Consider the following 24277-nt stretch of genomic DNA (forward strand, 5'->3'; position numbering starts at 1 on the left):
AGGACAGCCGACGTCGGAGGTCAGGCCGGAGCGCCGGCGATGAACGCCGCCTGCGCGACGTGCTGAATCGCATCGTCGATGATCGAGACCATGCGGACGCCGCGAGTGACTGCCGGAGTCCAGTTCCTGTCGATGACTTCGTCGAAGTCATCCTCGGAGAGCGTCTTTGCATAGTCGGTGAACGCGTTCAGAGTAGCGGCGAGGTAGTCGACGAGCAGCTGTTGATCGTCGACCTTGATCTCTGCCGCCTGTTCGGGACTGTGTCCGTAGCCGAAGGTCTCGCCGATCTCGCCGAGATCGAACCGGTTCCGGAAGTCCTCCCACTGCTCGCGCTTGCCCGTGAGGGCTGAGAGCTGCACGTCGATCTCACGGCCGCTGTGCCACAGCAGCCAGGCGAGGGAATTCGGATGCCCGCCGAGGTGGCGGTTGAGTTCTTCGGGGGAGAGGTCGGGCAGCGCCTGTGCCGCTTGGAGGGGGCGCTGGGACAGGTCGGTGAGAATGTCGATGCTGTTCATGTCGCCCATTCTGCTCTTTGCGACCATCGCTGTCACGGCACCTCAGTCGAGGCGCGGCCTGCGACGGTTGCGTTTGATCTCCGACCGCCGCTGTTCGGACTGCACTCGCCGGCGGCGGGAATTGCGTGACGGCTTCGTTGCTCGCCTCTGCACCGGCGGAGCCAACGCTTCACGCAGCAGCTGCGCCAGACGCATGCGTGCGTCCTGACGGTTCTTCAGCTGTGACCGCTGCTTCTCCGAAGTCACGGTCACCACGGTGCCCGACAGTCGTGGTGCCAACCGACTGAGCACTCGCTCGCGTTGAACCTCGGTGAGGAATCTCGCTGAGGCCAGGTCGAGGCTCAGTTGCACCCGTGAATCGGAGGTATTGACGTGCTGGCCGCCCGGGCCGGATGACCGGGAGAACTGTTCGGACAGGTCGGACGCGGGGATGACCAGCCCGGCGGGGATACCCGGCCCGGCGGGGACGCGCAGATCACCGTCCATCTCAGTTCGGCTTCGCTTCGCCTTCGCGATCGTCACCGGCGGGGTCTTCTTCGCGCAGCCTCGGCGTGATCTGCAGGTGCGGGCGGATTCCACGCTTGTCGGCGTAGAATTCGCGGATCCGATCCATGTCCGCGGCGATGTCGCCGGTCATCTCCAGAGTCGGGCCCAGCCCCGTCGTCTGGGTCGCGGTATCCAGGTAGCCCAACGTTACGGGCATTCCCGTTGCCATCGCGATGCGATGGAACCCGGATTTCCAGTGAGTGTGCCCGCCGCGGGTTCCGTCTGGAGTGATGACGAGAGCGAAGACCTCCCCTTTACGCATGCGGCCGACCACCTCGTCGACGATCTTGCTCGGATCCGAGCGGTCAACGGGAATCCCGCCGAGCCCGCGCATGATCGGTCCACGCCATCCGGTGAACAGGGAATGCTTGCCCAGCCAATGGACGTCGACGCGCATGCGCCACGCGATTGCGAGCATCACGACAAAGTCCCAGTTCGAGGTGTGCGGAGCTCCGACGAGGATGGTCGGACGGTTCGGAGCGGGCTCGGTGACGAGGTTCCACCTGCTGAAGGTCCAGAAGGCGCGGGCGAGGAGGCGTCGGATCATGATCTCAACGGTAGAGCACGCGAGGGGGTGAACCTACCAGCGTCCCTGGGACTGTGTCGAAAACCGGGAATGCGCGGCCGCCAGCACCGGATGCAGTCGGCGGTGGCTGAGGACGAATCCGCTGCGGACAACGATGCGGGGATTGAGCTTCCGTCCGCGCAACCGGCGGGTCGCTTCCTCGGTGAGGATGTAGGCGAGCATCTTCGGGCCGCGGGAGACGGTACGTTCGAACACGACCATCTTGATGTCATTCAACGGCAAGAACGTCGCGGGCAGGATCCGGCCGTTTCGGGCCAGGGAGACTCCTGCAGGAGAGAGGACGAGGGATTCTCGTCGGTGCAGTCGCAGGAACACACCGATCGGAGCGACGACGAGGCAGCCGATGATGCCGACGACGACGGCCCACATGCGCAGATTGGCGATGATGAGCCACCAGCTGCGGCCGTCCCTGATCGTGGCGGTGACGATCCACACGAAGGCGGCGAGCAGCCCGAATCCGATGATGAGAGCGAGGACCAAGGTGAGGACGATGTGTCGCGTCGACGAGGGGATTGATACGGGTCGTCCGCGCTCCAACCGGTGCACGACGGCGGCAGGCGAATAGTCCTCGGGCATAGGCTTCAGCGTACCGGCCGCCGTGACCGACCTGAGCATTCGGACACAAACCCCACGGGCAGGCTTCAGCCAATCCCCGTCCTCGACGGTGGTCAGGCGCTGAGTCCAACACTTCTCGCGCGGTGACCGCTGAGCCTGCGATCTCGGTTGGAGACCGGCGGGAATAATCGCAGCAGCTTGATCGCTGTGCGAGGTACGACCATCACCAACAGCAGAGGAAGATATGTCTGATTCAGCTCGTGTCGTCGTTCTCGGCGGCCATGGAAAGATCGCACTTCTGGCCGCGCCCAAGCTCAAGGCCGCAGGCTTCGCCGTCGACTCGGTGATCCGCAACCCCGACCAGTCATCCGATGTCAAAACCGCTGGGGCCAACCCAGTCGTCCTCGACATCGAAACCGCCGACACCCAGGCGCTCGCCGACCTGTTCGCAGGAGCCCAGGCTGTCGTGTTCTCCGCCGGAGCCGGCGGCGGCAGCCCGGAGCGGACTAGGGCCGTCGACCTCGAAGCAGCCAAGCGATCCATCGACGCCGCCGAACAGGCCGGGGTCAAGCGCTTCGTCATGGTCTCTTACGCCAGCGCCTCCGTCGACTCGGACCGCGTCGACCCGGAGAGCTCCTTCTACCCCTACGTGCAGGCCAAGAGCGGCGCCGATGAGCACCTGCGAGCCAGCTCGTTGGACTTCACGATCCTCGGACCCGGCGGTCTGACCCTCGAGCCCTCCAGCGGCAAGGTTCTCATCGCCGATGCGGCCGGCGACCTCGATGGGCAGACGCCGGCCGACGATGTGCGGGTGACCTCACGCGACCTCGTCGCCGACGTCATCACCCACGTCATCGCCGAGTCCGCTGCGGTGCGCGAGACCGTGAACTTCTATGACGGGCAGACCCCCATCGCCGAGGCGATCCGCTGACCTGAGTCCGACCGCTCCGAGCCGTCACCCGGGTCCGAGCGGCCCACTGACCCGATGGCCCGCCGTTCCGTTAGGGAACGGCGGGCCATCGGCATTGTCGCACCCGCAGGGACCGGACCCCTGAGTCCTCGGGCAGATCAGCCTCGGTGATTCCACAATTGATGGGTCAGGCCGCTGGCCGTGGTGAGGCTCTCGATCGTGAAATCCTTCTCAAGTCCCTCGAGGCCCTCCCAGAGCCAGACCCCGCGGCCGAGGGTGACCGGGACGATGACGAGGTGCATGAAGTCGACGAGGCCGTCCGCAAGGAACTGTCTGACCATCGAAGGACCGCCGCCGATGCGGACATTGCCGCCGTCAGCGGCAGCGCTCGCCTCGGCCAGTGCCTCCGCGGGCGAGGCGTCGATGAAGTGGAAACTCGTGCCGTTGCCGAACTCCATCGGCTCCCGCTGATGATGAGTGAGAACGAAGCACGGGGTCTTGAACGGCGGCTCCTCACCCCACCAGCCACGCCAGCCGTCGTCAGGCCACGGCCCAGTCTGGGGACCGAACTTCTTCCGGCCCATGATCTCGGCTCCGATGCCCTGACCCCACATGGCGAACAGAGCGCGGTCTGCGGTCACCGGGGCGTCGACCTTGTCCACTCCCTCGATGCCGCGGCCGTCGAAGAAAGAGAACAGTGCTTGGGCTTCGCCGATCGGCTGATCGAAGGTGACGAACTCGCCGGCAGCGAATCCGTCGAGGGAGACGAAGAGGTTGTTGACACACACTTTGGCCATGTGCACTCCAATGTGATGGTTCGGCTGATGTCGTCAGTCCGACGGATTGCGTGGGTTCCGGGGAAGTGGACCCAGTGTAAGATTAAGTAGTTTCAGAATGCAATCACTGGAGGTGGAATGATGTCTGCACAACCGCGCTCGGGATGTGCTATCAATGCCGCGGTCGAGGTGCTCGGGGACAGCTGGTCGCTCATCGTCCTGCGCGACATCGTCTTCGGCGATCGCCGCCACTTCCGTGAGCTGCTCACCCGCAATGACGAGGGCATCGCGTCGAACATGCTCTCCAGCCGGCTGAAGAAACTCGTCGATGAAGGGCTGCTGACAAGGGCGGAAGCCACGCGCGGGCAGCGAGCCGAATACTCCCTCACCGAGGCGGGTATCCAGACCCTGCCGGTCATGGTGGCCCTCGGTACCTGGGGGATGACGCACCGGGAGACCTCCCCGGAGTTGACGATCCGGTCCCGCCTCATGGCCGAAGATCCACAGCTCGTGGACGGACTCATGGATGAACTCCGGGAGATCCACCTCGGCGTGCCGCGTCCCGACCCGGAAGCTCCGCGCGCCTCGCAGAGTCTGCAGGCGGCGTATGAGGCGGAGATCGCCGCCTCGCGCGGACACGAGGAGGTGTTCTTCAGTGAGTGAAACCGCGTCTGACCAGAGTGCGCCGGTGACCGCGACGATCCGCCTCGGCGCTGATTTCGAGCACCCGATCTCGGCGGTGTGGAACGCCTTCGCCGATACCGGCCAGCGTGTGCAGTGGGGAGTTCCCGAAGGCGAGGAGATGGTCTGCGATATCGACGATTTCCGTCCCGGGGGAGCGATCCGTGCCCGCTGCGGATCACCGGGAGAACTCGAGTTCGTCTCCACCGGTCAGTACTGCTCATTGGAACCGGAGCGTCATATCGTGACCACCGAGACTCTCACCAAAGACGATGAGATCCTCTCGACGGCCATCATCACCTGGACCCTGACCGCCATCCCGACGGGCACCCGGGTCGGGCTCGTCGACCAAGTCGTGTCCTTCGTCGGTGAGGGAATGGTCGACGGACACCGCAACGGCCACGACATCTGCCTGCGACAGCTCGGCGAGTTCCTCAGTTCGTGAGATCCGCGGCCCACGGAAGATCTGCGCCGCTGCGGCCGACGGTGATCCCGGCCAGCGCAGATGCACGATCTCCCAGGGCCATGAGCTCTGCCGCACCGAGGGAGGCCACCGGTGATGTCGAGGCGTGCAGATCGTGGATGAGGGAGACCATGAACGTGTCCCCGGCTCCGATCGTATCCGTCACGTCGACCCGAGCCGAATCCACCGTCACCCGCGCCGAGGCGGTCGCCAAGATCGCTCCGTCACCGCCGCGAGTCATCGTCACCAGACCCGGACCAAAATCGAGCAGACGATCGACCTGTGCTTCCTCAGAAAGATCGGGATAGAGCCAATCGGCATCGACATCGCTGAGTTTGAGGACGTCGACCCGACGCGCCAACTCCTCGAATCGTGGCAGCACATCCTCGTGGGGACCGACGATCGACGGTCGGATGTTCGGGTCGAAGGAGATGAGCGTCCCTGCTCTCTGCAGGCCTGCCGTCTGCGGATCTGGCTGTTCCGGGACAGCGTCGAGGAGTCGGTCGATCACGACGGAGCCCGGCTCGAGGAAAGCTGCGATCGACGCGAAATGCAGGGCCGAATGGGCGCTGCTTCCGAGCAGCGACGAATCGGGATCCCACCGCAGCCGGAACTCGTACTCGGCCGAACCGTCATCGGCCAGGTGGGCCAGCGCTGTGGAGGTGCCGCCTCGAGGGGTGGCGAGCACGTCAACCTGGGACTCCCGCAGGTGAGCGAGAAGGAATCCGCCGTGGAAGTCATCACCGACATCGGTGAGGAACTGGACCTCGTCGCCGAGGCGGCCCAAACCGAGAGCGACATTGGCCGGCGCTCCACCCGGTGCATAGCGGTCGGGAACACCGGGCGAACTGACGATGTCGATGAGGGCTTCACCGATGACGAGAATGCTCATGGACACGATTCTAAGCTGAAAATCTTTCCACGGGCGTGACCAGCAGAAATAGGACAAAAATCGGTAAATGGTAGGAACCGACCGCATTTCATGTCAGTGCCGTCTGCAACTGTGTGGTCATGGACAAGAACACCATTGACAACGACGTCAGAACGATCATCGATGAGGAAACCGCCCTCGTCTTCGCACCGCGCCCCGGCGAATGCCTGGCCTGCTATGTGTTCCGCCAGCTCGGGGAATTCGGCTGCAACGGCACACACCGGTTCGCAGAAGGCTTCCGCGACCGTACGGCTCCACGTGCCACGGCGCTGCTCGCGCGGCTGAGCAGCATGGGTGCCTGCTGCTGCGACTGTGAGATGTTCCTCAACGCCTTCACTTTCGCCGCAAAACCGTGGATCACCAGCATGCCGTTCGGTGAGCTCATCGGCACTCCCTTCTGCAGTGAGGAAGCCATCGACATGAGAGAGAGGTTCGGAATCGACGAACCTTCCTCGACGAAGCTCTATCTCTGCTGTCGATTGGTGAGAAGGGGGTCGACGCAAGCCTGCGGAAACTGGGCCCGCATCCGACGATGGTGAGTGCACGCGTCCGGCAGAATAGAACCATGCCTGCCACTCTGCCGCTCTTCCTCGACTGCGACCCCGGAATCGACGATGCCATTGCACTGGCCTACCTGTGCTGCCAAGACGACGTCGACGTCGTCGGCATCGCGGCCTCCGGAGGCAACGTGGCTACCTCACAGGTCGTCGAGAACACCCGCGGTTGGCTGACGCTGGCCGGGCGCAGCGACGTTCCCGTCCACGCCGGCCACAGTCTTCCACTGGCACGGCAGGCCCTGCAGCTTGATCCGCAGACGTCGGAGACGGCATCGGGCGAAGTCCTGGAATACGCCGACCTCACCCATGGCGAGACCGGACGCGGATATGCGCGGCTGCCGGACCCGAGCGCCCCGGCGAGTTCGGTATCGGCTGCTCAAGCGTGGGTCGATGCTGCCCACGCCCATCCCGGACAGCTCCTCGGGGTCGTCATCGGTCCGGCCACGAATCTCGCCTCGGCCCTCGAGATCGACCCGGATCTGCCGAGTCTGTTCAAGCGCCTCTTCATCATGGGCGGAGCATTCAACTACCGCGGCAACACCCACCCGACGTCGGAATGGAACGTCACCTTCGACCCCGAGTCCACGGCCCGAGTGCTCGAGGCATTCGGCACAGCGCATGCGAGCGGTCACCTCAGTCACCTGCCGATCATCGCCCCCATCGAAGCGACCGAAGCCGTTGAGATGACACCTGAGCGCCTCACCGCGATCCTCGACGGAGCCCCTGCCGACGGTGCCGACGACCACTGGCAGTCGGTCCTCGAACAGCTTTCCGAAGCTCTGCGCTTCTACTTCGAGTTCCACGAATCCGACGGACTCGGTTATGTCGCTCACATCCACGACCCTTTCGTCCTCGCCTGCGCCCTGTCCTGGGCACGACAGAACACCGCTGAGTCGCTCGGGACAGCGCCCAAAGATCCGAACACCAACGTCTCGGAGGCGGCCGCCTCGGTGCCCGAACGAGGATCTGCGGGGGAGCTGCCGTGGGCGTCGACGCTGTGGGCACCAGTCGATGTCGAACTCACGGGTACACTCACACGAGGCGAAACCGTCGCCGATTGGCTGGGACGGTGGAGCCGCCCCGTGAATGCAGAGATCATCCGCACCATCGACGCTCCTGCCTTCCTCGACCACCTCAGTTCCACCCTGATGAAAGGACCACCAGCATGACCGCACACTCCAGACAGTCTGGGCAGGGGCCGACCACCACGGTCGGTCCCGGACAAAACCGCAGCCGCACCCTAGCTCTCGCCCTCATTCTGCTCGGCACCCTCATCGTCATCGGCACCTACGTCGCCGTGCTGCTGACCCAACCGGCCAACCTCGGTGTCGACCTCGGCCATACCACTCTGTGGGTCATGCTCGGCTATCTGGTCGGAGGCATTCTTCTCGCCGCCGGTACTCTCCCGCTGATTCCCCGCAGCGTTCTCGCCCTCATTCCGGTCGCCATCGCTCTCAACATCGTCATCGGGCAGGTCATCGGCAACTACACCCCCGTACCCCTCTACCTCGACTCCATCGGAACGGTGCTCATCGGCGTCCTGGCAGGGCCCGCCGCAGGTGCCTTCACGGGAATCATCTCGAACCTCGTCTGGGGCGTGACCCTGAGCCCCAGCGTCATCGCCTTCAGCTCCGGGGCCGCCTTCATCGGAGCTGCCGCCGGCTGGGCAGCACGACTCGGGGTCTTCCGCACACCCTGGACGGCGGTCATCGTCGGCGCCGTCGCCGGGGTTCCCGCCGGTGCCATCGGAGCACCCGTAGCCGCCTACGTCTTCGGCGGCGGACTCGGAGCCGGAACCGGGGGAGTCGTGGCCATCCTCCAAGCCGCGGGCCTCGAGATGTTCAACGCCACCTTCGCTCAGAGCATGGTCTCCGACATCGTCGATAAGGCGCTCATCTTCGCCCTCGCCTATGTCGTCATCCGGTCGCTGCCCAAACGCATCATCGGTCGCTACCCCTTCGCCCTGCACAGCCGCCAGAAGTCTGCGTCGAATGAGAGCACAGCGTCTGCCGGAGCGACAGTCGAGTCGGCGCCCGCGGCGGAATGATCGCCTCCGGTCCTGAGACCCCCGGCACAGGATGCGCCGCCGTATCTCCAGAAGACGGTCGCACTGACCTCGGTCGCCGGCTGCATCCGGCGACCGAGATCGTCATCCTCTTCAGCAGCCTCCTGCTCGTCTTCGGGGTGCCCTCACCCGTGGTGCCCATGGCCGTCATCGTCGCCACCGGGCTCACAGTCGTCGTCTCACCGGCGCTGCGTCTGCGGTCGTGGGCCCTCGGTGTCGCCGTGCTGTGCCTGCCGACGCTGTTCGTGCTCGTCATTGTGCAGGGATTCTTCTACCCGGGCGCCGAGGTGCATGTCCTCTGGGAGGCAGCACCGGCGCATCTCAGCGTCGAAGGACTGAGCATCGCAATCCAGATCTGGCTGCGCGTGACCGCACTCATCGGCCTGTGTGCCCTCTTCGGCCTCGGCACCGATTCGGCTCGACTCTTCGATGGTCTGCGCATGCTCCGACTGCCCGACAGCATCGCCTATGTGTGCGCCTCCGCAATCGGACTCATCCCTCTCATCGGCGCCCGAACCCGCCACGTCATCGAAGCCCGCAAGGCCCGAGGCTGGGCGACGCAGCACTGGCGCGTGCGAATGCGGCTGCTGCCGGGCATCGTCACGGGCCTGTTCACCTCGGTGCTAATCGAGGTCGAACAGCGCCACGAGGTGCTCGAACAGAGCGGCCTCGGAGCGAACAGTCGCCGTGTTGAACTGCACTACTACCACACCGGTCGCGGACAGGGACTGCTGCGTCTCACCATCGCTGTCCTCGCGGTCGGTCTCGTCGCCGCCTCGGTGGCCGGTGTGCTGCCGCTGCCGGACTCCTCTCAACTGATCGGTGTCCGCTGAGGTGACGGCGATGACAGGTTTCGGATTGACCTACGCCGGTGAAGAGACCCAGGCTCTGACCGATGTCACCCTGTCGCTGCCGGCAGGATCGATGACCGCGGTTCTCGGTCCCGTCGGATCGGGAACTTCGACCCTTGCTCGGGCGTTGGCCGGTCTGCTCGGAGCCAGAGGAACATCGACTGGGCACGTCGATGTCGCTGGGACTGTCGGCCTCCTCGGCGATGATCCGGAAGCCCAATTGAGCGGAATGACCAGCCACGTCGAGGATGAGGTCCAGTTGGCGTGCAGATTGCGCGGCATTGCGGGAGTCGAGTCAGAGGAGCGGGCGCGGGCTGCGCTGGCACGGTTGGGGATCGACGACCTGTGGGCCCGCCGTCTCGATACGCTCTCCGGCGGTCAGCGCCAATTGGTGGCGTTGTCGAGGATCACCGCACTCGACCCCGATCTGCTCATTCTGGACCAGCCCTCGCAGTCACTCGACCCCGATATGCGTCGAGGTCTGGCGGCGGCCCTGCGGCAGACCTGTGATCGTGGGCGGTCGGTGCTCATCACCGGACACCAGATCGACGAGCTCGCTCTCTCCTGCCACGAGGTGCGTTTCCTCGACGCGGGCAGGCTGAGGCCAGCGCACGTCGCGCCCGGGGATTCCGGGGTCGACACTGAATCCGACACCGACGCCGACACCGATGCCGACGCTGGCGCCGACACCGACGCTGGCACGGACACCGATGCCGACGCAGGTACAGGTGACGAACTGGGCCGTTCCGCACTGCGGCAGGGAGTCTGGGACACCCGTCCCGTTGACCCGCCCGGACCGGTCATTCCGACCGCACCCGTGAGAACGGAACCCGTGCTTAAGGTGAGGGACTTCGGCGTGGACCGCGCAGGCACAGTTGTGCTCAAGTGCGTCGACTTCGAACTTCACCCCGGTGAGCTGATCACCCTCACCGGCGCCAACGGAGCGGGGAAGTCGACTCTGCTGCGCGGGCTCATCGGACTCCTCGATCGGTCGGCTGACTGCGCGGGCACGGTCACGGCGAGCCGCCTCGGCGAAAGGACGAATCTGCTGGACCTGCCCGCCCACGTCCGCAGCGCTCATCTGGGATGGGTCGGACAGGATCCCGGCGTTCAGCTCTCGGCGGCGACCGTGCGATCCGAACTCATGCGTGCGGCTCCGCTGCCGCGCCACCGGCGGCGCGATCGGCCGGAAATGATCGAACAGCGTCGCCGCGTCGTCGACACGGCGTTGGACGAGGCCGATCTGGCTGCCGTGTGTGAGGAGCATCCATTCGACCTCGACACACCCCGGCGCAAAGACCTCGTCATCGCCTCGGCCCTTGTCACAGGCGCAGAAGTCCTGCTTCTCGACGAACCCACGATCGGTCGCGACCGAGCGGGAATGGACCGGTTGAGCGCGATCATCGATGGCTTCCTGGCCCGAGGCGGCGCCGTCCTCGCAACAACCCATGACCACCGGTGGGCCCATGAATCCTCTCACCGTCGATTCCACCTCGCTGATGGACGAGTGAACCTGTCCTGAAGCGGCACGGCCCCTGCGACAACGGACCTCCGAACCGATTGTGTGGTGCAATGAGTCTGTGAGTTCTGTCGTCTGAAGGGAACGCAATGCGCGGACCGATCATGCTGTTCGCCGCTTGGGCTCTCCACGACGCGGAGGAGGCATTGACGTTCCCCGCGACGACCGACTACATCGCCGATCTCACTGGAATCGACGCTGTGCGGATGTCGACGAAGCAGAGCGTGGCCGCGATCGGAGTGGTCGGGGCCGGGCTCGCAGCTGCCGGCATCCGAGGGGTTCGGACAGGGGGAGCCTCACGCTTCTATCGGGCGTCGGTCGCAGGCCTCGAAGCTCACGTGTTCACCCACCTGCTCTCGGCAGTCGCAGCTCGACGATACACCGCGGGAGTGATCACGGCTCTGCCGATCATGTGGCCGGGCGCCGCTTATGCCCGACGGGAACTCGCCGTACTCGGCAGACCGCTGACCGCCGGCGACTGGGCCCGCGGTGCACCGACGATGGGCGCGGTGGCGGTGGCTGCCCACGTCCTCGTCTAGTTCGACTGGTCGTCCCTGTTCAGAAGTCGTATCCCGAGTCGGCGGTGACGCCGCTGGATCCGCGGAACCTCTGCAGATGCAGGTGCCGGATGAGTCGGATGACCGGGCGGATGAGCATCTCGATGCTGCCGATGACGAACAGCCAGGTGCCGGTGGTCATCAGAGCGTCGGAGAAGAACATGAAGCTGCCGATGAGGAACCACACGCCGATGAGCACATCATTGGCGATGCTGATGACCTGGTAGCGCTGGCGGATGACAAGCTCTTCGGGCCCGATATGCAGATGAATGTCGCCGTTGTTCTCAGCCATGTGACTCTCCTCTTCCGTCGCCGGGACGCCGCCCTGCTCAGTTCCTCAGTTCCTCATTCCTGGGATCTCGGCGGAGCCCTGCTACTGTCCTTGCAGTGCGAGCCTACTGGCAGACCGGCATGTCGTGCAGGTCCGGGGCTCGCCGAATCTCATGTCAGTGTCGAGTCCTAGATTGAGCGTATGGACGTAAACCCGCACTCAATCGACGCCCTCTACAGTGAGCCACGCGAGCGCAGCTCACTCCTGTCGTGGGACGAGCTGCTCTGTGTTGTCCGCCGGTCTCCCCAGCTCACAGCATTCGATGCGGCGATAGTCTCCCGATCCTGCCTGGAAGCGTCAGTCCCTCCCGCTGCGGAACCGTCAGTCCCTCCCGCTGCGGGATCGACGGCGTCCACCGAGGCGGCCGGCCCCGACACCGCGAACCGTGCCCCGACCTGGGACGGCCTCAACACGGTCATCGCCGCCCTGCGCGGAAAGGATCTGCTGCCCGAGACGCTGCCGACGACCCGCAGCCCAACAGTGATGCTCGTGCACCTGATCGAGGAGTTGGCCCTCGTCTTCGCAGGTCACCGTGGCGACCGGCCGAAGTTCGGCGTCATCGGCAGTGAGCCCGGGATCGACAGGGCCCAGGTGCGTTTCGAAACCGAATGCATCACATGGTCCATCGCCGGTCGCCTCGGGCTGAGGGCAGCTGCGACCGGCTCACTCAAGCGCTACCTCAAGGACGGCGACCTCATGCCCCCGATCTCACGCGATCGAGTGCTGCACACCGTCGATGCGGTCGAAGGACTCTTCGGCGGGGCGCCCACCTTCGGGGAGACGATCAGGCACGAGATCCCGAGTCTGTTCTCCCTCGACGAGCCGTTGGCTGTCTGATCCGGTGCTGGTCGTTCTGACGAACAGGGAGGATGATGGGACCTGTGCGGTCCGGAAACCGGTGACTGGTCGGTGATGACACCGCTGGTCGGCGCGCGACCCTTACTCAGAGAGGAGAGACTGAGATGAGCAGAAGAGTCCAAGTCACTTTCGACTGCCATGACCCGGTGAAGACGGCGAGGTTCTGGGCATCGGCACTCGGCTACATCATTCCTGGCCCGCCGGGCGTCGAACTCGGCGACGACGATCCGTTCGACGCTTGGAAAGCCTTCATCGCCGAACTCGGGATCGAGCTCGGGCCGGAGAACATGCGCGCGGCCATCGAAGACCCCGAGGGCATCGGACCCCGCCTGTTCTTCCAGACCGTCCCCGAAGACAAAACGGTGAAGAACCGCATCCACCTCGACGTCCGATCGGCACCGGGCCTCGAAGGCGAGGAACGGATGGAGGCACTGGAAGCCGAATGCGTGCGCCTGTCAGAGCTCGGAGGACATCGGCTCAGACGTGTCGATCCCGATCCGCCGATGGAGCAGGGCTTCATCATCATGGCCGACCCTGAGGGCAACGAGTTCTGCCTTGACTGAGGATCCGAACTCATCGAACGCCGGCGCCTGGACGAGGCGTGCTCCGAGCTCGATGGAGAATCGGCGTTCGCGCAGATGAGACTTTTCTCAGAAGCTCTGTGGCCCGACGCGTTCGCTGCTAGCGTGAGCCCCATGAAGACGAAACGCATGGCATTGAGCACAGCGGCAGGACTCGCGGCTCTTTCTCTCGGTTTGGCCGGGTGTACCGGAAGCGGCTCCGGGGACGGCGGTGATGACACGCAATACAGTCCCGCTGCCAGCGACTCGTCGTCGGACAACGCCGATGAGGCCACGGACGACAAGGATGAGAACGCCGGCGACGACAGCGAGCAGGACTCGACGCAGGACTCGTCCGGACAAGGGCTCCCCGCCGATGCAGATCTGAGCAAGGATGCGCCGGCGGTCAGTGCCGGCGACGCGATCGAGACGGCGAAGAAGGAAGTCGGAGACGGAATCGTCCACGGCATCGAACTCGACTGGGACGAGAAGGACGGGGCCTGGCAGTACGACGTCTCGATCCTCGACGGCACCACCGACCACGACGTCGAGATCGACGCCGACTCCGGAAATATCGTCGAACACGAGCAGGATTCGACCGACGACAAGGAAGAGCCCATCGACCTCAACGACCCGATGACCTTCGACGACGCACTCAAACTCGCGCAGGAGAAGGCGTCCGGCAAGCTCGTCGGCTGGAAGCTCGAATACGACGACAGCATGCAGGAATACCAATTCGACTTCTCCGATGGCGGGGAGGAGACGGAAGTCACCGTCGACACCGACACCAAACGCGTCACCGTCGACGATGACTGACACCGGTCGCCTCATCGTCATCGCCGGGCCCATGTTCTCCGGCAAGTCCGAGGAGCTCATGCGCCGGGTGAGGAGGGCGACCATCGCCGGCGTGGCTGTCCTCGTGGTGTCCCATTCGCTCGACACCCGCTCGCCGATCTCGACGATCACCTCACATATCGGAGCACACATCCCCGCGGTGCCGCTGTCGGACGTGGACTCCCTCGCCGAGGCGGCCCGCTCTGCCGACTATGATCTCGTCGCCATCGATGAGGCTCAGTTCTTCGGACCCGAGCTCATTCCCATAGTCGAGGGGCTCCTTCGCGACGGGTTCGACGTCATCGTCGAGGGGCTGTGCGTGACCTTCGACGGAGAGCCGTTCGAACCGCTGCCGAGTCTCATGGCCGTGGCCGAAGAAGTGCTCAGGCTCACCGCGGTCTGCACGATCTGCGGCCGCGATGCCGTCTTCCATCAACGGCTCAAAGACTCGCAGCGCGGATCGAGTGCTGCAGAGGCATCGGAGGCGGCCTCGGATGAGGACCCACCGAGTCCTGTCGCCACCGCCATCGATGCCAGCCACGTCGGGGGCCTCGACGCCTATGTCGCCCGCTGTCGCGAACACTTCAATCGGAGGCGTGCCACAACGTCAGCCGTCAGCAGTTCTCAGACATAGCCGGTGACAGGACTCTCGCCTTTGCCGGTGGGGTGTTGCTTCTGACATGGGAGAACGTCGGTCAGGATTCTTATGTCAGTGGCGACCGATAGTGTTTTGGGCATGGAAGCAGAGCAGGTTCCAGACGTTCTCACCGAGATCCGTCGGTGGCGTGTCAGTCTGTCCGAACTGCCCCCGGCGAAGACCGAGGAAGAAGCCATCGATCGCATCACTGCACTCGAGGAACTCGCGTCGGCGAGTGCGGCCGCGCAGGCCCGTGAGACCCTGACGTTCGACATGCTCCGCCGCAATCGCGAAGCCGAAGACGGTGTCGCCAGCAAGAAGCAGGGACGTGGCCTCGGAGCCGAGGTGGCCCTGGCGAGGAAGGTCTCGCGCTCCCGCGGAGACGCACTGTTGAAGTTCTCCCGGACTCTGCTCATGGACCTGCCGAGGACGTTTGCGGCGATGAAGGGCGGTGACATCTCGGAAGAGAAAGCGCGGGTTGTTGCCAAGGAGTCCGACTGGCTGCCGAGGGAGAAGAAGCATGAGCTCGATGAGTGCATGGCCGAACGCCTTTCCGAGGTGGGTGTCAGGCGACTCGGCAACGAGGTGCGAGCGCTTGCGCAGAAGCTCGACCAGCAGGCCGCGGTCGACCACTTGGAACGCTGCATCGAAGAGCGTTCGGTGAGTGTGCGTCCGGCTCCGGGGAACATGGCCTACCTGACCGCGCTGCTGCCGATGCCGCAGGCGGTTGCCGCCTTTGCGAACCTGACGAAATCGGCACAGTCTGTCATCGCCACGGGTGAAGCCGACGGTCGCTCGCAGAGTCAGATCGCGGCAGACCTGCTGGTCGAACGCCTGACCGGGCAGGAATCGGCCAAGGCCGTGCCGACGGAGGTGCACCTGATCATGCAGGCGAGCAGTCTGTTCGCACCGGGGGAGGAATCGGCATGGTTCCCCGGAGTCGGACCGATCCCGGCCGAGGTTGCCAGGGATTTCGTGGCCGAGAATGATGCTGCGGTGTTCCTACGTCGCCTGTACACGCGGCCGGAGGACGGACAGCTTGTGCGGATGGATTCTCGCCGCAGGGAGTTTGCCGGACTGCTCCGGCGCATGATTGTTATGCGTGATGATGTGTGCCGCTCGCCCTGGTGCGACGCGCCGATCAAGCAGGCCGATCACGCGGTCTCCTTCGCCGCCGGCGGAGACACCGAATGGGAGAACTCCTCCGGCCTGTGCGCGGCCTGCAATTATGCGAAGGAACTCGCGGGGTGGCGGCATAGGGCAACGCCGGATGCGCTCGAAGTGGTCACGCCCACGGGCCACCGCTACCGCTCGCGCACCAAACCGATCAGCGAGCCCGACCCGGGCCTGGTCGGCGGCGAGAGCGTCGCCGAGACGACTGCTCCGTCGGGTATTCTCGCGGGAACCGGTCCGCCGAACCCGGCCGTCGGTTCCGACCCACCAACTGTTGAGGGCGGACCAACACCACCGGCCGCCACGGCCGAAGACAGCACAGCTGCAGGCCCTGTAGCTGCAGACACCGCACCCGGGTCTGGTGCGTCTGCATCGGGCGAAGCGCCTGCGTCGGGCGAAGCGCCCGTATCAGGAGAGGTCGAGGGTGCTGACGAAGGTCCCGACGACCAGCAGCGGCGGATCTTCCTGCCATGGCGGTTCATTCGCCGGGCCGAGCAGCCGCCACCGCTGAGAATCGGGAGCACCACCGTCAGCGTTGATGTCTACGACGCGGACTTCGAGCCGCTGAGCCCGGTCGAGGAGCTGCTGCTCACCGGCATCCGGGAGCATGTCGGGTTCCGGCGAGCCGAGGCAGCGGCTGGAGGCCATGGTGGCAGCCAACCTGCATTCAGCTATTCTTTCCACAATTCTGCTGGGCGGAAGTCCAAAGGCGAATGAACGTGCCCTCCATCCTCGACAACGGGTTTCCGTGTCAGTCGTCGATGCTCTCCCACACCTCGCGCCAGATCCGGGCGAGGTCGGCGACCTGGTAGTGGGCGTTGAGCCCGCTGGGCTGCGGCACCACATGCAGAGCCACCTCATCGGGCCACCCTTCGATCAGCGTCGTATCCTGCTGACCGAGCTGAGCCTTCGGCTGTGCGAAACCAGTCCTGAACGCGGTGATCCCGGCGATCGCCACGGCACGGGGGCGGACATCGGAAAGACGTCCGATGAGGTGGGCCGCCCCCTCACGCAGCTCCTGCCGGGAGAGTTCGTCGGCCCGGACAGTGGCTCGCCCGATGAGGTTGGTCAGGCCGATGCCGCGACGCAGCAGCTGCTGTTCATCCGCAGGCTCGAGCCCACGAGAGGCATCGACTTGGTGATCGGTCAGGCCGGCCTGATGCAGAGACGGCCAGAACCGATTTCCGGGACGTGCGAACGGCGCATTCACCGCGGCCGTCCACAGCCCCGGGTTGATACCGACGATGAGCAGCTTCAGCCCGGAGGAATCGGTCGGCAGGATATCGTCGATCGCATTCGGATCATCCGTCGCGAAACCCGCAAGATCGTCCTTGGTCGGTTTGCGGCCGCCCAGAGGCGATGGCCGACGATTGCTGACGAAGTTGTCCTCACTCACATCTTTCACACTACCGTCGTACCATGAGCCACGAACATGTGACCCCACAGCCCGGAGAGTCCGCACCCTTCCATTTCGACGACCGGTGGATCGTCGACGCCGGAATCGAATCGGTGTGGGCGGTTCTGGAACGGGTCGACGAGTGGCCGGGGTGGTGGCCGGGACTGACGGCAGCCGAAAAGGTCGGGGCCGCACAGACTGACGTTGACGCCGCCGATCTGCCGGTGACCCCAGGCAGCCGAGCCCGCCTTCTGGTCCACGCACCGATCGGGTGGTCTCTGCGCTTCTCCATCGAAGTCGACGAGGTCGATGCACCTCATCTCATCCGTTTCCGGGCGAATGGTGATCTGCGGGGCGAAGGCCGATGGACTCTGACCGCCTCGGCAGGCGTGACGACCATCGATTCTCTGTGGTGTGTGACGATGAGCAGAACGATCATCAGAGCGATGCGACCGCTGGCTGGGCTCATGCACGGGGCAGTGATGAGAGCCGGTGAACGGGGACTGCGATCACGACTGGCCGCCCGGTCCGGCTCCTGAGCGAACAAGTGCCCCGGCCACCGAATCTGCCGGTCACTGGTCCCTTTGGTCTGCCGAGGCCCGAGTGACGTCCTGCCACGCATCGATGCCGCCGGCAAGGGAGCGCAGACGGCCTCCGACCGGTACCGAACCGGACAGCATTTCGACGGCCTCGGCCGATCGGGCCCCGGACTTGCAGTGGATGACGATATCGACCGGTGACCCCGCTCGACCGAAGTCACCGAGCGCCGACTCCAGGGCTTTCCACCCGCCGTCTCGGAGGACGCCGAGAGGCAGATGCACTGAGCCGGGGATGACCGCCAGCTCACGTTCCCAGTCCTCCCGCACGTCGACGATACGCACATCGTCTTCGACGGACAGGAATTCGGCGACGCCGATCTCATCCGCCGAAGGCTCTGCCATGACGCCGCCGTCGGGGTGCGCGGCGCAGGCGGCAGTCACCTCGGCGAGGTCGGTGACCGTGGGACGGTCGGGATCGGGGGAGAACCGCAGGGTTGAGTACTCCCCGGTCAACGCCTCATAACCCAGCAGCCGACCGATGAAAGGGGCGCCGATGCCGCAGATGAGTTTGATCGCCTCGGTCGCCATCGCCGAGCCCACGGTTCCGCACAGCACTCCGAGGACCCCGCCCTCGGCGCAGTTGGGCACCGAACCGGGTTCCGGGATATCCGGGAACAGGTCGCGCAGCATCGGCCCGTGACCGGGGACGAACGTGCTCACCTGACCGGCGAAGCGGAAGATCGTGCCCCACACCAGCGGGGTGCCGGTGAGTTCGGCGGCATCATTGGACAGGTACCTGGTCGCGAAGTTGTCCGCTCCGTCGATGACGACGTCGTGTTCAGCGAAGAGGTCGAGCGCATTCTCCGGGCTCAGCCGTTCCTCGATCGTGCGCACCTCGAAGTTCGGATCGAGCCGGTGCACGGCATCGGCGGCAGAGGTGACCTTCGGTCGACCCACATCGTCATCCCGGTGGATGATCTGGCGCTGCAGGTTCGACGACTCGACCACATCGTCATCGATGATGGTCAGCTGTCCGACGCCGGCAGCGGCGAGATAGCTGAGCACCGGTGAACCGAGTCCTCCGGCGCCGATGACCAGCACCGAGGCGGCCCGCAGACGCCGTTGTCCCTGAAGTCCGAATCCCGGCAGGCTCAGGTGCCGGGAGTAGCGTTCCAGCTCCGTCCGGGACAGGGAGTCCACGGGGTCGACGAGCGGCGGCAGCGACGGAGGAGTGGAGGCAGCGGTGGTCATTGTGCTGCGACCATTCCATCGAACGGCGATGATGCCAATGCCAACGGTCGTTTGGGGATCCTCCCGGCTCCGGCCGCCAGATGCCCGGCCTCGACGGCCAGAGCCATCGCCCGAGCCATGGCGTGGGCGTCGTGAGCGCGAGTGACGGCAGAGGCCAGGAGAACCGCGGTGCACCCGAGCTCCATCGCCAGAGCCGCATCGGAGGCGGTGCCGACACCGGCGTCGAGGATGACGGGCACCTGTGCACGGGAGACGATGGTCTCGATGTTGTGAGGGTTGAGGATGCCCAGCCCACTGCCGATCGGAGCACCTGCCGGCATCACCACGGCCACCCCGGCATCCTCCAGACGTTTCGCCAGAGCCGGATCGTCGTTCGTGTAGGCGAAGACCGTGAACCCGTCGAGGACGAGCTCCTCGGCGGCGGCGAAGAGCTCGACGGAGTCCGGGAGCAGGGTGTCCTCATCGGCGATGACCTCGAGCTTCACCCAGTTCGTCTCCAGGGCCTCCCTGGCCAGTCGGGCGGTGAGCACGGCATCCCGGGCCGTATAGCAGCCGGCGGTGTTCGGCAGCGCCCGGATTCCCAGACGCTGCAGCATGGTGAACACCGAGTCCCGGGACTCGGCGTCGAAGCGCCGCATCGCCACTGTGGTCAGCTCGGTTCCCGAGGCCACGAGGGCGTCTTCGAGGATGCTCAGGGAACTCGCCCCGCCCGTGCCCATCACGAGGCGAGACGACATCTCCACGTCATCGACCCTCCAGCTCATCTCAGCCTCCCTGCACTGCGGTGACGATGTCGACGGTGTGACCGTCAGCCAGGGCGAACCCGGACCAGGCACCGCGACGGATGACCTCGCCGTCGACGGCCAGGGCCAGCCCTAAGCGTCCGCCGTCGGCCGGTGTCCCATCCGGGTTCAGTTCCCGTCCGGTGACCTCGGAGATGAGGTCGAGCGCCGAGGTGGCACCCGGCAGCTCATGATGGTCACCGTTGAGGACGATGGTCGGTGAGTGGTCGCGATCGGTCATGAGTTGCTCCTCATCGGGTAGGCGGTGGTGTGGTCTGTGGTGAAGCGGTGTGGGGACACGGACTCGAGCGTCCCGTCAGGAGGCCAGTCGGAGGCAGCACCCAGGGCGAGCTCGGCGCCGAGCCGCCCGCCGAACGGGGCCAAGAGGATGCCATGTCGGAAGTAGCCGGTGCTCACAACGCAGCCGGGATCGATGCGCCCGATCATCGGCAGGTCGTCGGGAGAACCAGGGCGAGCACGGGTGGTGATGTCGGTGATCTCCGCGTCGAGGATGCCCGGGACCAACCGCTGCCCGTCAGAGAGCAGCCGGTGGATCGCCCCGGCAGGGGTGCCGGAGAGCCCGTCCTCACGGGAACTGGCACCGAGCACGATCTCACCGTCGGGGCGAGGAACCAGGTAGACAGGACGACCGTTGACCAACCCGCGGAGGGTCCGAGTCAGCAGGGGAGTCGCCTCGGCGGGGGCACGCAAGCGCAGCACATCACCCCAGACTTCCCGGATCGGCAGCGGCGGGGCACCGGCGATCTCGGTGGTGGCGCTGCCGGCGCAGACGACCACCTGGTCGGCTTCCAACCGGCGGCCGTCTCCCAGTGTGACGCCGGTTGTCGCCGCACCATCTCCCAGCAGCTCGGTCACCCGCTGCCGGATGAGGAGCGACTCTGAGCCAGCTGTAAGAGCAGACAGGAGTCCCGCCGATACACGACGCGGATCGATCGAGTGATCACCGGGAATGTGCACAGCCCCGGCCACGGCAGGCGACAGCGACGGTTCGATACGGCGGGCGGCACTGCCGGTGATGAGCTCGGTGGCGAAACCCGATCGTGATTGTGCTTCGCGCAGCTCCCGCAGAGCCTGCAGATCAGCCCGGTCACCCGCACACACCAAGGTCCCGGCATCTGTGTAACCGAGATCGGTGTCGGCGGCGCTCGCCACCTCGGCGGCGAATTCCGGATACATCTGAGCCGAGGTCCGCATCAGCGGATACAGGGGAGTCTGCCCCCAGACCACCTCGGCGGCGGGAGCGATCATCCCCGCGGCGGCATGGCTGGCACCCTGGGCGGGGGCAGGATCGACGATGGTGACTTCGGCACCGAAACGGCGCAGATACCAGGCCGTGGACAGGCCGATGATCCCGGCGCCGACGACGATGACTCTCACAGCTTCTCCCTCCGGCGGCATGATCCGCATCAGGTCTGACGGTCGGCTCTTACGCCCTCTCAGCCTCGTTGGGAGGCTCCCGCGAACTCCTCTACTCTATGACCATGACCACACAGATGCCACCGCGCACCGCAGCGCGGCAGACGAAGAGAGCCTGGAGAGAGGCACGACTGGCAGAGGCGAAGCTCTACCTGTGCACCGATGCCCGGACCGCTCAAGGCGACCTCGCCGAGTTCCTCGATGCCGCCTACCGCGGGGGAGTCGACATCATCCAACTGAGGGACAAGAGCCTCGAAGCCCGCGCCGAGATCGCGGCATTGGAGGTCCTCAAAGATATTGCCGCCCGTCACGACAAGCTCTTCTCCGTCAACGACCGCGCCGACGTCGCACTACTGACCGGCGCCGATGTCTTCCACGTCGGTCAAGGCGACCTCACCAGTGCTCAGGCCCGTGCCGTGCTCGGCCCCGATGTCATCCTCGGACGCTCCACCCATTCCCTCGAGCAGGCGCTCGCCGCCGAGGCGGACCCGGAGACCGACTACTTCTGCGTCGGGCCGGTCTGGGAGACCCCGACGAAACCCGGCCGTGCCGCTGTGGGGACGGCACTGCTGACCTCTGCCGCCGCGAAGGCGAGCAAACCGTGGTTCGCGATCGGCGGCATCGCGGCAGGGGAGAGACTGGACGCGATCCGGCAGGCGGGCGCGAACCGTGCCGTCGTCGTCCGTGCGATAACCTCGGCAGACGACCCCGCTGCGGCCGCACGGGTGCTCAAGGAGGAGTTGGAATGACCTCAGCAGCTGACAGCACAACCGCCGGAATCGGTGCAGGTGCCGACCTGTCGATTCTCATCGCCGGGGCAGGCGCCACCGGCGGAGCGTTCGGCACCTATCTGCAGGAAGCCGGACGCGATGTCACGTTCCTGCTCCGGCAGGCGCGGGCGGCGACGGTCCGCGCGGACGGACTGCGCTTCACCGCTCCCGGTGCCGATCGGACGAACCAGGTCGATGTCATCACCGCCGAGGAGCTCAGCGCCTCACCGCGGATCTTCGACCTCGTCATCGTCGCGGTCAAAGCGGGTGGACTCGACTCGGTCATCGACGATATCGGACCGGCGGTGGGAGAACAGACGACGATCATCCCGTTCCTCAACGGCATGGCCCAGATCGAGAAGCTGCAGAACAGGTACCCCGGGCAGGTGCTCGGCGGGTTCGTCAAGATCGTCGGCACGATCAGAGACGGAGCCGTCGTCCAGCTCACCGACCTTGCGGTGATGACCATCGGCGATCTTCACGGCGCGGCCGTACCCACGCGAATCTCCGAGGCCCTCGACGTCCCCGGATTCAAACTCCAGATCGTCGATGGAGTCATCGACGGGCTGTGGGAGAAGTGGACCTTCATCGCCGCCGCGGGAGTCGTCACCTGTCTGTTCCGCGCCCCGGTCGGGGCGATCATGGCAGCAGGCGGCAGATCGCACGTGCACGCCATCATCGACGAACTCGAAGCCGTGGCGGCCGCGGCCGGACACCCGGTGTCGGAGGCCTCCCACGACATGACGCTGCAGATGCTCACCGAGGACGGCTCGGCCTTCACCTCATCCCTCTACAGGGATGTGACGGCAGGGCTGCCGAGCGAAACGGAGCACATCCTCGGCGATCTGTCGGCCAAGGCAGAGGAGCTGGGAGTCGCGACTCCGCTGCTCGACCTCACGCTTGTGCAGCTGCGGGCAGGGGAAGCCCAGAAGCGGCTCTGACCTCGGCCGTGCCCGTGCGCAGCATCGCCAGATACGGCTCCTGCGGCTGAGTGTGTTCGATGTCGGACGAACTGTGGGCAGCGGTGAATGTGACCATGGGGACGCCATCGGCGTCATCGAGGACGAGCAGCGTTTCGTAGCCGCCCGGACCCAGAGAATGGGAGCTGCCGGCCGGCAGGTCGAAGACGAGGCGTTCCAGCGGACTGTCGGGCTCGGGTGGGCGGTGCATCTCCTGGGCGGCCACATCGGCGAACTGTTCGGCGGTGATGAGGTAGGCCTTGGCCGGGGTCGGTCCGGGGACAGAATGATCGTAGAAGGCCATTCCGCCGCCCCAGACCTTCGATTCGCCGGCGAAGTAGATCGTTCCGGGCAGTTCGATCCCAGCTTCGGCACGGGGCAGTGCTGCGTCTCTGGCACCCGGATAAGTCACCTTAGCGCCGGGCGGTCGCCCGCCCTGCAGATAGCAGGCGAGCCGATCGCGAGCCATGTTCGATCCGTAGCTGACGTACCACACATGTGTTTGGGACATCCCCTCCATCATGACATCTCGGGCTCGGAGTTCGTCGAATCGGCGTCGGCTGCGTTCGCCGCGTCCGCTACGTCCGCGTCTGCGGCGGCGAAGACGTCGGACGAAGTCGGCCGCACCGGTGATGGCCAAGGCGATGCCGATGCCGAAAGCGACTCCGAGCAGCGGCCGGTCATCGAATATCGTGCCTCCGATGAGTCCGATACCCGTCGAATAGAGCGCCCAGGCCAGAGCTCCGATTCCGTCCCAGAGCAGAAAGGTGCGGGTCGGAAATCCGAGCAGGCCGGATCCGATCGTCGCCAAGCTGCGGCCCCCGGGAACGAACCGACCGGCGATGAGCACGGTCCCGCCTCGGCGTGAGAAGACCGTGCGGGCGGAGTCGAGGAGCTCCGCAATTCGAGTCCACCGCCGCCACCGGCCGACACCTGAAGCGGCCAAGCGGCCGACGATGTGAGCGGCCAGATCGCCGAGGAGGGCGCCGCCGGCTGCGGCGATGACGAGTCCTGCCGGGTGAGGCTGACCCGCAGCGGCGAAGGTCGCAGCGGTGATGAGCAGAGTCTCCGACGGCACGATCGGCACGAGCGAGTCCAGCGCCGCAGCCACGGCGATGAGCAGGTACACCCACGGTGAGGTGAGTGTGGCGGTGAGCAGCTCGAGTGCGAGATCCATAGTCATCCACGCTAGGCACCGGGTGGCAGGGACGGTACGCGGTCGGGCACACAGTCGGTGC

General features: G+C 65.6%; 30 protein-coding genes and 1 riboswitch. Of the genes, 17 read left to right on the top strand and 13 right to left on the bottom strand.

Going from position 1 to position 24277, the window contains the following annotated elements; genetic code table 11:
* Positions 1–20 precede the first annotated feature (20 nt).
* The 4 genes from QYM46_RS07535 to QYM46_RS07550 are packed head-to-tail and all read right to left on the bottom strand — an operon-like array spanning position 21 to position 2223.
* On the bottom strand, positions 21–515 hold the full coding sequence (locus QYM46_RS07535) for a mycothiol transferase (protein WP_432791432.1): 495 nt from the start codon (positions 513–515) through the stop codon (positions 21–23).
* A gap of 42 nt (positions 516–557) precedes the next feature.
* Positions 558–1001: an alternative ribosome rescue aminoacyl-tRNA hydrolase ArfB gene (arfB, locus tag QYM46_RS07540; RefSeq protein ID WP_432791722.1), complete on the bottom strand. Its 444-nt coding sequence runs from the start codon at positions 999–1001 to the stop codon at positions 558–560.
* Position 1002: 1 nt separating this feature from the next.
* Positions 1003–1608, bottom strand: coding sequence for a 1-acyl-sn-glycerol-3-phosphate acyltransferase (locus QYM46_RS07545; RefSeq protein WP_432791433.1), 606 nt, complete (start codon positions 1606–1608; stop codon positions 1003–1005).
* 33 nt (positions 1609–1641) lie between these two features.
* Entirely contained in the window at positions 1642–2223 is a 582-nt protein-coding gene (locus QYM46_RS07550; RefSeq protein WP_432791434.1) for a hypothetical protein, read from the bottom strand.
* A gap of 223 nt (positions 2224–2446) precedes the next feature.
* Here QYM46_RS07550 and QYM46_RS07555 point away from each other — a divergent pair, with 223 nt between their 5' ends.
* On the top strand, positions 2447–3133 hold the full coding sequence (locus tag QYM46_RS07555) for an SDR family oxidoreductase (RefSeq protein WP_025778122.1): 687 nt from the start codon (positions 2447–2449) through the stop codon (positions 3131–3133).
* A 137-nt stretch (positions 3134–3270) separates the two neighbouring features.
* On the opposite strand, the gene QYM46_RS07560 is transcribed toward QYM46_RS07555, so the two are convergent.
* Positions 3271–3909 (bottom strand): dihydrofolate reductase family protein, encoded by a 639-nt coding sequence (locus tag QYM46_RS07560; protein ID WP_432791435.1) that lies wholly within the window; start codon positions 3907–3909, stop codon positions 3271–3273.
* A 120-nt stretch (positions 3910–4029) separates the two neighbouring features.
* Here QYM46_RS07560 and QYM46_RS07565 point away from each other — a divergent pair, with 120 nt between their 5' ends.
* Positions 4030–4551: a winged helix-turn-helix transcriptional regulator gene (locus QYM46_RS07565; RefSeq protein ID WP_432791436.1), complete on the top strand. Its 522-nt coding sequence runs from the start codon at positions 4030–4032 to the stop codon at positions 4549–4551.
* Positions 4544–5014 carry an SRPBCC domain-containing protein gene (locus QYM46_RS07570; protein ID WP_432791437.1) on the top strand — a complete coding sequence of 157 codons (471 nt, stop codon included), beginning with the start codon at positions 4544–4546 and terminating at the stop codon, positions 5012–5014. Before QYM46_RS07565 ends, QYM46_RS07570 begins: the two co-directional genes overlap by 8 nt.
* Here QYM46_RS07570 and QYM46_RS07575 read toward each other — a convergent pair.
* Positions 5004–5924: a carbohydrate kinase family protein gene (locus tag QYM46_RS07575; protein ID WP_432791438.1), complete on the bottom strand. Its 921-nt coding sequence runs from the start codon at positions 5922–5924 to the stop codon at positions 5004–5006. The two genes, QYM46_RS07570 and QYM46_RS07575, sit on opposite strands and share 11 nt — an antisense overlap.
* A 119-nt stretch (positions 5925–6043) precedes the next feature.
* On the opposite strand from QYM46_RS07575, the gene QYM46_RS07580 reads away from it, so the two are divergent.
* The 6 genes from QYM46_RS07580 (at position 6044) to QYM46_RS07605 (ending at position 11494) form a co-directional block, all read left to right on the top strand.
* On the top strand, positions 6044–6502 hold the full coding sequence (locus QYM46_RS07580) for a DUF2695 domain-containing protein (RefSeq protein ID WP_432791439.1): 459 nt from the start codon (positions 6044–6046) through the stop codon (positions 6500–6502).
* A 26-nt stretch (positions 6503–6528) separates the two neighbouring features.
* Entirely contained in the window at positions 6529–7689 is a 1161-nt protein-coding gene (locus tag QYM46_RS07585; RefSeq protein ID WP_432791440.1) for a nucleoside hydrolase, read from the top strand.
* The gene (locus QYM46_RS07590) at positions 7686–8567 is read left to right on the top strand and encodes a histidine kinase (protein ID WP_432791441.1); all 882 of its coding nucleotides are present in this window, start codon (positions 7686–7688) and stop codon (positions 8565–8567) included. Before QYM46_RS07585 ends, QYM46_RS07590 begins: the two co-directional genes overlap by 4 nt.
* Positions 8564–9418 (top strand): energy-coupling factor transporter transmembrane component T family protein, encoded by an 855-nt coding sequence (locus QYM46_RS07595; RefSeq protein ID WP_432791442.1) that lies wholly within the window; start codon positions 8564–8566, stop codon positions 9416–9418. Before QYM46_RS07590 ends, QYM46_RS07595 begins: the two co-directional genes overlap by 4 nt.
* A gap of 10 nt (positions 9419–9428) precedes the next feature.
* A complete protein-coding gene (locus QYM46_RS07600) occupies positions 9429–10958 on the top strand; it encodes an ATP-binding cassette domain-containing protein (RefSeq protein WP_432791443.1) in 1530 nt (509 codons plus the stop codon).
* Positions 10959–11044: 86 nt separating this feature from the next.
* Positions 11045–11494: an HXXEE domain-containing protein gene (locus QYM46_RS07605; protein ID WP_432791444.1), complete on the top strand. Its 450-nt coding sequence runs from the start codon at positions 11045–11047 to the stop codon at positions 11492–11494.
* A 19-nt stretch (positions 11495–11513) separates the two neighbouring features.
* Here the strand turns inward: QYM46_RS07605 and QYM46_RS07610 are convergent, their stop codons facing one another.
* Positions 11514–11804 carry a YrhK family protein gene (locus QYM46_RS07610; RefSeq protein ID WP_025778133.1) on the bottom strand — a complete coding sequence of 97 codons (291 nt, stop codon included), beginning with the start codon at positions 11802–11804 and terminating at the stop codon, positions 11514–11516.
* Positions 11805–11984: 180 nt separating this feature from the next.
* On the opposite strand from QYM46_RS07610, the gene QYM46_RS07615 reads away from it, so the two are divergent.
* The 5 genes from QYM46_RS07615 (at position 11985) to QYM46_RS07635 (ending at position 16622) form a co-directional block, all read left to right on the top strand.
* The gene (locus QYM46_RS07615) at positions 11985–12680 is read left to right on the top strand and encodes a hypothetical protein (RefSeq protein WP_432791445.1); all 696 of its coding nucleotides are present in this window, start codon (positions 11985–11987) and stop codon (positions 12678–12680) included.
* A 125-nt stretch (positions 12681–12805) separates the two neighbouring features.
* A complete protein-coding gene (locus QYM46_RS07620) occupies positions 12806–13264 on the top strand; it encodes a VOC family protein (RefSeq protein WP_432791446.1) in 459 nt (152 codons plus the stop codon).
* 132 nt (positions 13265–13396) lie between these two features.
* Positions 13397–14077 carry a PepSY domain-containing protein gene (locus QYM46_RS07625; RefSeq protein ID WP_432791447.1) on the top strand — a complete coding sequence of 227 codons (681 nt, stop codon included), beginning with the start codon at positions 13397–13399 and terminating at the stop codon, positions 14075–14077.
* Positions 14070–14729, top strand: a complete 660-nt coding sequence (locus QYM46_RS07630) for a thymidine kinase (protein ID WP_169252001.1) — start codon at positions 14070–14072, stop codon at positions 14727–14729. The genes QYM46_RS07625 and QYM46_RS07630 overlap by 8 nt, the downstream gene beginning before the upstream one ends.
* A 102-nt stretch (positions 14730–14831) precedes the next feature.
* Positions 14832–16622: a DUF222 domain-containing protein gene (locus tag QYM46_RS07635; RefSeq protein ID WP_432791448.1), complete on the top strand. Its 1791-nt coding sequence runs from the start codon at positions 14832–14834 to the stop codon at positions 16620–16622.
* 34 nt (positions 16623–16656) lie between these two features.
* Here QYM46_RS07635 and QYM46_RS07640 read toward each other — a convergent pair whose 3' ends face one another.
* Entirely contained in the window at positions 16657–17301 is a 645-nt protein-coding gene (locus tag QYM46_RS07640; RefSeq protein WP_432791449.1) for a mismatch-specific DNA-glycosylase, read from the bottom strand.
* Between the two features lie 23 nt (positions 17302–17324).
* Here QYM46_RS07640 and QYM46_RS07645 point away from each other — a divergent pair, with 23 nt between their 5' ends.
* Positions 17325–17840 (top strand): SRPBCC family protein, encoded by a 516-nt coding sequence (locus QYM46_RS07645; protein WP_432791450.1) that lies wholly within the window; start codon positions 17325–17327, stop codon positions 17838–17840.
* 33 nt (positions 17841–17873) lie between these two features.
* Here the strand turns inward: QYM46_RS07645 and moeB are convergent, their stop codons facing one another.
* The 4 genes from moeB to thiO form a co-directional block, all read right to left on the bottom strand.
* Complete coding sequence (gene moeB, locus QYM46_RS07650; RefSeq protein WP_432791451.1) at positions 17874–19091, bottom strand: molybdopterin-synthase adenylyltransferase MoeB; 1218 nt, start codon at positions 19089–19091, stop codon at positions 17874–17876.
* Complete coding sequence (locus tag QYM46_RS07655) at positions 19088–19855, bottom strand: thiazole synthase (protein ID WP_432791452.1); 768 nt, start codon at positions 19853–19855, stop codon at positions 19088–19090. Before QYM46_RS07655 ends, moeB begins: the two co-directional genes overlap by 4 nt.
* A 1-nt stretch (position 19856) precedes the next feature.
* On the bottom strand, positions 19857–20114 hold the full coding sequence (gene thiS, locus QYM46_RS07660) for a sulfur carrier protein ThiS (protein ID WP_432791453.1): 258 nt from the start codon (positions 20112–20114) through the stop codon (positions 19857–19859).
* Positions 20111–21271 carry a glycine oxidase ThiO gene (thiO, locus tag QYM46_RS07665; protein WP_432791454.1) on the bottom strand — a complete coding sequence of 387 codons (1161 nt, stop codon included), beginning with the start codon at positions 21269–21271 and terminating at the stop codon, positions 20111–20113. Before thiO ends, thiS begins: the two co-directional genes overlap by 4 nt.
* Positions 21261–21364, bottom strand: a riboswitch (TPP riboswitch). Its footprint overlaps the gene before it by 11 nt.
* An 11-nt stretch (positions 21365–21375) precedes the next feature.
* Here thiO and thiE point away from each other — a divergent pair.
* On the top strand, positions 21376–22059 hold the full coding sequence (thiE, locus tag QYM46_RS07670) for a thiamine phosphate synthase (protein ID WP_432791455.1): 684 nt from the start codon (positions 21376–21378) through the stop codon (positions 22057–22059).
* Positions 22056–23021, top strand: coding sequence for a ketopantoate reductase family protein (locus tag QYM46_RS07675; RefSeq protein WP_432791456.1), 966 nt, complete (start codon positions 22056–22058; stop codon positions 23019–23021). Before thiE ends, QYM46_RS07675 begins: the two co-directional genes overlap by 4 nt.
* Here QYM46_RS07675 and QYM46_RS07680 read toward each other — a convergent pair.
* On the bottom strand, positions 22975–24216 hold the full coding sequence (locus QYM46_RS07680; protein ID WP_432791457.1) for a DedA family protein: 1242 nt from the start codon (positions 24214–24216) through the stop codon (positions 22975–22977). The genes QYM46_RS07675 and QYM46_RS07680 overlap by 47 nt on opposite strands.
* Between the last annotated feature and the right edge of the window lie 61 nt (positions 24217–24277).

The organism is Brevibacterium sp. K11IcPPYGO002 (genome assembly GCF_050920635.1).
In the GTDB taxonomy this organism is placed as follows: Bacteria; Actinomycetota; Actinomycetes; order Actinomycetales; family Brevibacteriaceae; genus Brevibacterium.

Bases quoted from the DNA above. Each gene is read 5' to 3' on its own strand.
- QYM46_RS07535 (WP_432791432.1), bottom strand. From the start codon at position 515: ATGAACAGCATCGACATTCTCACCGACCTGTCCCAGCGCCCCCTCCAA.
- arfB (WP_432791722.1), bottom strand. From the start codon at position 1,001: ATGGACGGTGATCTGCGCGTCCCCGCCGGGCCGGGTATCCCCGCCGGG.
- QYM46_RS07545 (WP_432791433.1), bottom strand. From the start codon at position 1,608: ATGATCCGACGCCTCCTCGCCCGCGCCTTCTGGACCTTCAGCAGGTGG.
- QYM46_RS07550 (WP_432791434.1), bottom strand. From the start codon at position 2,223: ATGCCCGAGGACTATTCGCCTGCCGCCGTCGTGCACCGGTTGGAGCGC.
- QYM46_RS07555 (WP_025778122.1), top strand. From the start codon at position 2,447: ATGTCTGATTCAGCTCGTGTCGTCGTTCTCGGCGGCCATGGAAAGATC.
- QYM46_RS07560 (WP_432791435.1), bottom strand. From the start codon at position 3,909: ATGGCCAAAGTGTGTGTCAACAACCTCTTCGTCTCCCTCGACGGATTC.
- QYM46_RS07565 (WP_432791436.1), top strand. From the start codon at position 4,030: ATGTCTGCACAACCGCGCTCGGGATGTGCTATCAATGCCGCGGTCGAG.
- QYM46_RS07575 (WP_432791438.1), bottom strand. From the start codon at position 5,924: ATGAGCATTCTCGTCATCGGTGAAGCCCTCATCGACATCGTCAGTTCG.
- QYM46_RS07580 (WP_432791439.1), top strand. From the start codon at position 6,044: ATGGACAAGAACACCATTGACAACGACGTCAGAACGATCATCGATGAG.
- QYM46_RS07585 (WP_432791440.1), top strand. From the start codon at position 6,529: ATGCCTGCCACTCTGCCGCTCTTCCTCGACTGCGACCCCGGAATCGAC.
- QYM46_RS07590 (WP_432791441.1), top strand. From the start codon at position 7,686: ATGACCGCACACTCCAGACAGTCTGGGCAGGGGCCGACCACCACGGTC.
- QYM46_RS07595 (WP_432791442.1), top strand. From the start codon at position 8,564: ATGATCGCCTCCGGTCCTGAGACCCCCGGCACAGGATGCGCCGCCGTA.
- QYM46_RS07600 (WP_432791443.1), top strand. From the start codon at position 9,429: ATGACAGGTTTCGGATTGACCTACGCCGGTGAAGAGACCCAGGCTCTG.
- QYM46_RS07605 (WP_432791444.1), top strand. From the start codon at position 11,045: ATGCGCGGACCGATCATGCTGTTCGCCGCTTGGGCTCTCCACGACGCG.
- QYM46_RS07610 (WP_025778133.1), bottom strand. From the start codon at position 11,804: ATGGCTGAGAACAACGGCGACATTCATCTGCATATCGGGCCCGAAGAG.
- QYM46_RS07615 (WP_432791445.1), top strand. From the start codon at position 11,985: ATGGACGTAAACCCGCACTCAATCGACGCCCTCTACAGTGAGCCACGC.
- QYM46_RS07620 (WP_432791446.1), top strand. From the start codon at position 12,806: ATGAGCAGAAGAGTCCAAGTCACTTTCGACTGCCATGACCCGGTGAAG.
- QYM46_RS07625 (WP_432791447.1), top strand. From the start codon at position 13,397: ATGAAGACGAAACGCATGGCATTGAGCACAGCGGCAGGACTCGCGGCT.
- QYM46_RS07630 (WP_169252001.1), top strand. From the start codon at position 14,070: ATGACTGACACCGGTCGCCTCATCGTCATCGCCGGGCCCATGTTCTCC.
- QYM46_RS07635 (WP_432791448.1), top strand. From the start codon at position 14,832: ATGGAAGCAGAGCAGGTTCCAGACGTTCTCACCGAGATCCGTCGGTGG.
- QYM46_RS07645 (WP_432791450.1), top strand. From the start codon at position 17,325: ATGAGCCACGAACATGTGACCCCACAGCCCGGAGAGTCCGCACCCTTC.
- moeB (WP_432791451.1), bottom strand. From the start codon at position 19,091: ATGACCACCGCTGCCTCCACTCCTCCGTCGCTGCCGCCGCTCGTCGAC.
- QYM46_RS07655 (WP_432791452.1), bottom strand. From the start codon at position 19,855: ATGAGCTGGAGGGTCGATGACGTGGAGATGTCGTCTCGCCTCGTGATG.
- thiS (WP_432791453.1), bottom strand. From the start codon at position 20,114: ATGACCGATCGCGACCACTCACCGACCATCGTCCTCAACGGTGACCAT.
- thiE (WP_432791455.1), top strand. From the start codon at position 21,376: ATGACCACACAGATGCCACCGCGCACCGCAGCGCGGCAGACGAAGAGA.
- QYM46_RS07675 (WP_432791456.1), top strand. From the start codon at position 22,056: ATGACCTCAGCAGCTGACAGCACAACCGCCGGAATCGGTGCAGGTGCC.
- QYM46_RS07680 (WP_432791457.1), bottom strand. From the start codon at position 24,216: ATGGATCTCGCACTCGAGCTGCTCACCGCCACACTCACCTCACCGTGG.